A 717-nucleotide genomic window follows, 5' to 3' on the forward strand; every position below is an offset into this window, starting at 1 on the left:
GTCCTCGCGGACCACGTCGGCTGACCAGCACCACCAGCACCAGCGCGGCGATCGTCACCGCCCAGGAGCCGAACCAGCCGACGTGGTCCGCGAGGACCACCGGCTCGAAGGCGGGCAGGTCCTTCCAGAGGTCGAACTGCCAGGCGGCGAGGGTCGCTCCGGCGATGAACCCGCCGAGGGTGAGCACCAGCGTGGACTGCCCGGACCCGACCACGTAGAGCGTGCCGGAGGCGCAGGCGCCGCCCAGTTGCATGCCGATGGCGAACAGCACCGAGCCCAGCAGCAGGCCCAGGCCCAGCGGGCCCGCCGAGGGGGCGGGGGCCGAGCCGAACAGGCCGGTCCCGGTGCCCAGGACGAGGGCGAAGAGGGTGGCGGTGGTGCCGAGGAGCAGGGCGTGGGCGCGCAGACCGGTCCCGTTGCCGACGGCGACCAGCTGCCGCCAGGCGGAGGTGAAACCGAACCGGGAGTGGAACAGGCCCACTCCGAGACCGAGGCCCAGCAGGAGCAGCACGCCCGGCTTCGCCCCGTGGGCCGACCATACGTAGGCGGTGAGCGCGACGGCGAGCAGCGCGGAGACGGCCAGCGGACCCTTGCGGACCGGCCCGAGCGGTGGCGCGGCGGGCGCCGGACGGGGGGGGGGGGCGGGCGGGGGGAAGGCGGCGGATCGGGCGCGCGGCGGCGCTGCCGTCACCTCGGCGGGAGGGGCGGGGGGCCAGG

1 protein-coding gene is annotated in these 717 nt (G+C 76.4%); it reads right to left on the reverse strand.

Going from position 1 to position 717, the window contains the following annotated elements; all coding sequences use genetic code 11:
• Positions 1 to 717 (reverse strand): YeeE/YedE thiosulfate transporter family protein (locus tag ACOV8S_RS05765; protein ID WP_448317369.1); only part of this gene is annotated, 717 nt, incomplete at both ends.

This window comes from Streptomyces sp. CO7 (assembly GCF_053474865.1).